This is a genomic window from Clostridium sp. Cult3, assembly GCF_021655115.1.
Classification (GTDB): domain Bacteria; phylum Bacillota; class Clostridia; order Tissierellales; family Tepidimicrobiaceae; genus PPXY01.
Map to the genome: position 1 here is coordinate 1 of NZ_PPXY01000056.1, position 6,949 is coordinate 6,949.

At 36.3% G+C, this 6,949-nt stretch carries 3 protein-coding genes; all 3 read right to left on the reverse strand.

The window, feature by feature from the left end; genetic code table 11:
• Positions 1 to 1,897, reverse strand: a 1,897-nt coding sequence (locus C3E88_RS10505) for a S8 family serine peptidase (RefSeq protein WP_236910137.1), incomplete at its 3' end; no start/stop codon positions are given.
• Between the two features lie 543 nt (positions 1,898 to 2,440).
• Positions 2,441 to 6,418: a S8 family serine peptidase gene (locus tag C3E88_RS10510; protein WP_236910138.1), complete on the reverse strand. Its 3,978-nt coding sequence runs from the start codon at positions 6,416 to 6,418 to the stop codon at positions 2,441 to 2,443.
• A gap of 133 nt (positions 6,419 to 6,551) precedes the next feature.
• On the reverse strand, positions 6,552 to 6,949 hold a 398-nt coding region (locus tag C3E88_RS10515), incomplete at its 5' end, for a hypothetical protein (protein WP_236910139.1).

Sequence of the window (6,949 nt, forward strand, 5' to 3'; positions counted from 1 at the left end):
TTGCATATTCATCTGGTAATATACCAAACTTAATATCTATCTTGTGATCTTTAGTAACTACGCCTTCTCCTGCATAGTCCCTTGCCCTTATCTTATATACAATACTATCTCCAATTAACATATCATAAGTTATAGTTCCCTTATAGACACCATTCTTATGGTCTCCTGATATCCTATTCATAGGGACTAACAACCAATAGGATTTACCTTCTTGTTTAACTAATAGTTCTACTTCTGTTACTGCTACATCATCAATTATTTCAGCTACTATATCTATATCTGAACCAGCATAGGTTTCAAATACATCTTGCTCATGAATTATTACTACATCTTCTAGATCTTCCCCATCTTGCAATACTCTACCAGATATATGGCCTGTGCCTGAAGCTATTGATGATACTGCCTCAAATGCATCTACCATTCCATACCCATAACCAAAGTTAGGTGAATTTGGATATGTTTCATCTACTAATCCCCTTGCATTACTGGTTATTGCATCTTCTATATCATCTACACTTAATGAACTATTAGCTGATACTAATAATGCAACTGTACCAGATACTGCTGGTGCTGACATAGATGTACCACTCCAGCCACCTTGATATCCACCGCCAGGTACTGATGATCTAATACTTACCCCTGGTGCTGATATTTCTGGTTTTATTAGACTTTCATCATATGGTGAAGGACCTAATTTTGAGAAATATGCTCTAATATCATTTCTATCCGTTGCAGCTACTGCAAAAGATTGCGGATAGTTAGCTGGGTTAGCTATAGATCCTGGCCATGGTGCTGGTTCCCCTGATCTTTGGTTCCCTGCTGAAAATACTGGTACTATTTCTGCGTCTATCCAAGAATCAACTGCATCCATATACCAATCATCCATAGTAGAGCCACCACTCCAAGAGTTGTTTACTACATCTGGAGCATTGTCCGGGTTTCCACCTGGTGCTGTCATCCACTCTGCCGCATCTAATAGGATTCTATCTGTAGTAGAACCTGCTGTATTAAATACTCTTGCAGCTATCCATTTTGCCCCTGGTGCTACGCCTATCTTATTGCTACCATCAGGTTCTTGTCCTACCATCGTACCCATTACATGAGTCCCATGTTCATCTGAGTCTGCTGGTAATGTAGCATTATATACTGGGTCAAACCAATTTCCATCCGGATTGGTTGCCCCTGTATTTGGATCGTATCCTCTCCATTTATCTTTTAAGGCTGGATGAGTCCAATCCACTCCTGAGTCTAAAGATCCTACGACGGCCCCTGTACCATCAAATCCCATTTCCCATACTTCATTAGCTCTAACTCTCTCTACATTCCATTCTAATTCTTCTGTATTTGGTTCAATTTCCCCGCTTCTTTCAGGGATATCTAATTTATGAACCTTGTTCTTGTAGATTTTTCCCACCTCTGGCATATAGGAAATGTTCTCAACTACTTCTTTAGTAGCCTTTACATATACCATATTTACTATATAGTAAGGCTTAAATTCCTCTACATTTCCTTTTTCCTTTTCTTGTTCTAAATATTTTAGTATATTTACTTGAGATATTTCTGCTTTATCTCTTAATGCTTCTACTACTCCCCTTCTAACTGCAAGTTTAGTATTATATGGGGTCATAGATGATGATACAGCTTTTCTTGTAGCCTCGGCTATCATTCCTGTATTCACCTGATCCTCCATATACACCAATATTTCCACCAAGTCATCTTTTTCTAAGTCCTCTACCACTTCAGGCATAATCTTATCTAATGCCTCTTTTTGTAAATCTACTTTTGCTGAACTTATTTGGTTACCTTCTGCGTGAACAAATGGTGTAAAGTATCCCAGTACCATAATCATGGTAATTAATAGGGATAGTACTTTTGAAATCCTTTTGTTTCTTGACATCTAACCAATACCCCCTTAATTTTAGTAAAAGTAGTAAACTAATTTACACCTCCTTTTCCTATGATTTTGTTAGGACAATAACAGAGATGTCTAAACATTTGATACATATATTTTGTATGATAAGAGTTAATAAAATATAACTCCTATTTTTAAGCTTCAAGTTAATGTAATGATGATTTTTATGAAAGGAAGGGTATTGCTTCATATTGTGGATAATATGAAAGCATAATTAAAGTAATTTTCATAATTAGACATTTTATAATTAATTGCGTGGCATAAAGTATGTGTAATCACAGTTTATGTATATTTATATATGGTTATGTAGGTTCGTGTCATGAGTTGTAATATATTGTTGTTTATTCCAAATTTGACTGTTTGTACCAGTTCGCCTTCATTATACCAACCTTTAATTTAAATTTCAAGTGGTTTTTTGAATATTGTAAATTTTCTTTCCCATATGCGCCTTTAGACCTATTTATCTCCTTCTATAAAACATTAGGAACCTAGGAGGATAATCTCCTAGGTTGCCATGAGTTCTTCTATTTACTTAACATATATAGTAGTGTTTCCATCAACATCATAGTAAGTCAATTCATCTGGTAATTCATCCAGACTTACTATCTGTCCTTGGATGTTTACAATCCTTTCTTCACTTAGTTTAATATATACTTCATTCCCTTCATTATTCCAGTTTATTAACTTCTGTTGAGCATCTCCGTTACTATTCAAATACCTAATATCAAAAGCTTCATCACCTACTATTACTGTATTAGCCGGTAGATTTTCCATTGGTTCAGATTCTTCTCCACCAATTACTATCTCCTTAACGGTTTCGTTTCCAGCAGCATCGATTAATGTAAATGTAAATCTATTTTCATCCTCAATATCTATTGTATGTGTTATAGTCTCTTCTACAGGTTCTACTATAACAAGGGGATAATCATACTCGTATATCTGGCTATCCCACAACATTAGCCTTAAATAACCTAAATTATCCCTCATGGTTATTTCTAATTCTGCCGTAGAAGCTTCATGGTCAATTTCCTTTATCTCTATTTCTAATTCTGGTGGTGTAGTATCTACATAAAATCTTCTTATCAAACTTCCTGTATCCCCTGTTTTTGAAATTGCTTCTATCCTTATTTCTTGATATCCATCTTCAAGGGTTAAAGTCTTAGTAAACTTATAGGCCGGGCCTGAATATATTAATGTATCTGGATCGTCAGGATGTCCTAGATCTATATGCTCTATAAACTCAAGATCTGCTTCAACTTCTTCATTTATTATTACCTTATCAAGAAGATGGTAATTAGCTACATAACCTTCAAACAACACTTCACCTGTATCATATATATCGAATAATCCTGGTTTCATTATAAATATATAAGGATCATAGTTGTCTCCCAAATATGTTATGGTTTCACTATTCATGTTTAATAGCTTATCTATTGATATCACCATAATCTCATATTCTCCTAAGTCGCTTACATACTCACTTATGTCCAATTCGTAGGATTCCATTTCCTCTTCTACAATCATTACATCTTCTAACAATTCATCATTAATCGCAAACATGAACCCAGCTATTCCTACACCTTGATCCTCAGACTTCCAGGTAAGTTTTCCTGTTTCATTATCATAGGTCAAATCCATTATTTCAGGACCAACAGTGTCTATAGTTATTGGGATCTTCTTGGATTGGATTTCTGCTCCAGGATAGTGGACTTTTGCAGCAATCTCATAGAAATAGTCTCCATCAGGTACTACCTCTCCCTTTATGGTTCCATCCCAAAGGGCATCAAGTATCAACCTAGAAGGTTGTCTTCTTCCACCATCAATATAATTCTTTCTCATATATTCTTGGGATAGGACTGTTCTTAATAGTTTCCCATCCTTATCTAGTATATTGTAATTAACAACTTCAGCATTTCTCATGAAGGATAGGTATGGGGTTATATTCCCAGTACCTTCCTCATATCCAGCTTCAGTTCCTGGATTCATGTATATATGAGGTGTACCATAGAACCAGCCGCCACCCTCAGCATCGAAAAGAATCATACCTGAGCTCTCGAAATAGGATGTTCCTTCTTCATCTATAAATCTCATATTATCTAAAATCTTTGGCTCTCCCCAATCTCCATAAAACCCTACATAGGGTATAGATAAGCTTGGATGAGTATCCGTCTTTTCATTTAATATAACAAATCCTTCAACAAACATGTTTCTATATTTGTCTTCATCTAAGCTAAAATCTATCGTAACTGTAAATTCTTTTTGTCCATTAGCTGGCACCGTTATTTCGGTATCTCCATCAAGTACAAATTCCATTTCCCTTGCAGCTAATAGGTTTAATTCTTCGCCTTCATATGGATATATTAAATCTGTTAATAGTTTTACATCTATATCATAAGACACAGCTTCATCTGTATGGTTTATTGCATTAAAAGTCATAGTAAAGTTTGTTTCATTAAAATCCTTCAACTCTACCTTTGCTTCACCTGTGGCTTTGTTAACCACTCTAACTGGTGTAGTTACTGCAGAGTTCAAATTCATCAAACCTGCACCTTGTCTTCTAGGTGAATAGAAGGTTTCAGCATCAGGATCATATACTGGCAATGCTGTATTCATTAGAAATACTTTTGCTAATCTTGCTTGCTCTGATAACGATAAACTCCCATGCTGATCATGTTGTTTAATATATTGCATAACAAGGCCTGAACCACCTGCCACATGAGGGGCAGCCATTGATGTACCACTCATAGTACCATATTTATCATCATTTAATGTGGAGTATATTTTCCCGCCAGGAGCAGTAATCTCTGGCTTAAGCTCTAGGCTTGGAGTCGTACCCCAGGATGTAAAATCTGACATTTCATTGGCACTTGGATTTGGTATGGACATGGTATCGTCGGAGAAAGTAACCATTTTATTCTCTAGCTCTAACAATGCCTTGCCACCACTGTTTCCAATAAATACTGCCGGGATAGTTTGTACATCAGGTGTAGCCATATTTATCAATTCTTCTCCGCCACTTTCATGGTTATATACAATTATTCCTGCAGCTCCTGCTGCTTGAGCAGCCTCTATTTTTTCAACAAATGGTCCCAATTTGCCACCACGAATAGCTAATACTACTTTGCCTTCTACATCTTCTGGAAGTTCGCTTGGATCTCCTGAACCCCCATCAACAAATTCCTGTGGTCCAGATAATACTTCAGTTGGATCTATATTTCCTGCTATTGCCATAGGAACCTGGACAGGCCCATTTTCGCCTTCATAGGTTAAATAATTTGCCTTCTGATGAGTGTTTTCTATAGAAGCTACCTGGATAGTATCTTTATTCAACCCTGGTGAACCTACTACGCCAATGTCTGGGTGTTCCTTCCATGGGTACCAATAGCCATCGGCAATTTGAGCAGAATTCCCTGCTGAAACAGAACAGACTATACCATTATCCGTAGCATTTCTTAACGCAATATCCTCTGCAGAATCAGCTATATAAAAACTAGCTGTCGAACCTAAACTCATATTTAATACATCAGCACCAAGTTTTATAGATTCGTCTATTGCAACTAAATATATATCGGAGAAAGTAGTAGCATAAATGGGATCGTTGGAGAATACTTTCATAGCAAGTAATTGAGATTCAGGTGCTACGCCTTTTATACCACCGTTTTCAATATCCCCATTTGCTCCAGCAGTACCAGCTACATGCATTCCATGCATAGAAGGATCTGGACCTCTATCTACTATTTCATCGTTTAGATCGTAATAATTGTATCCATAGGGGACTTTTTCAGTATAGTACTTACCTAGTAGATCTTTTCCTTCTACCAAATCCTTAGTAAGCTTTGGAGTGGTACCTTCACTAAGTATCATATCCCTATGGGATGGATCAATACCTGTATCTATAATTGCTATTACAGTACCTTCCCCTTGGAAACCGGCTTCCCAAGTCGGTATTGAACCAATCATATCATTGGATGTATTCATATCAGGTTTTATTTCTGGTCTTTCATATTCATTGGCAATATAAACCTTTTTTACTGAAGGCAATCTTTCGATAAGTGGAATATCTTCAAATTTAACTTTACCACTAAATCCATTGAAAGCTGTATTGAAACTATGGATGAACTCCATGTCTATTTTGTTAGATAAAATATCAGCTTTGACCCTTTGTTGCTCATTGTCAATTTTTCTTTCGATATCATTGACTGTAGATGTAGATAATTTCTCATAACTTGCATTTCTTTCTGTAGCATAGACTATAGAAGGTTTGGATTCTAGTTCCACGATAATTCGAACCTCATCATCATCTTCGAATAACTCTCCTAGATCATCTTCTATTGGTACCTTCATATTGTCCAAGACAGGCTTAAACTCTTTAGTGACCTTTTCCAATAGTGTCTTGTTCATCTCAATAGAGCTATCCTGGCCCTCTGCTCCTTCTGCAAAGATAAACCCAGGTAAAAGTAGAGTCAAAATTAGCATAATAGATAAAAATTTGTTAGGCTTCCTCAAAATAAACATCCCCCTTTGTAATTTATTTTTGACCATAGGATTCTGTTGGATTAATTGACTGGAAATCACCTCCTGTTTATGGAAATTTTATGTGAAAACCCTTTAAGGCAAAGGCCTTAAAGGGTTTTCGTGATTATTGCCTTGTTGGTACTACATTTTCAAAAGTATGAAGTAATGTTTCCCCATCTTCAGCGTATATTTCTATTGTTAGCTTGTCCTCTGGCATGTAGAAAATTAAATTGGACTCGTAATCATCGCCTTCGATATTCATAATTTCAGTCCACTCTGGAATCTTACCTTCTGCATCGTCGTTTAAGAAAAACTGTACCCTATATTTTGCCGCTCCTTCTATACCATCAACTTGTATCCTTACGTATCCAAAATTCCTTAAAAACGGATACTCTAGAAATATAGCTTCGACTAATTGTGGTCCTTCTTTTTCTTCCAAAGCTTCTACTGCTTCATTTAAGTCTGCTAAAGCTTGCTCTACATCTTCTTGAGTGGCTTCGTCATCTTCCAATACTTCTTTTG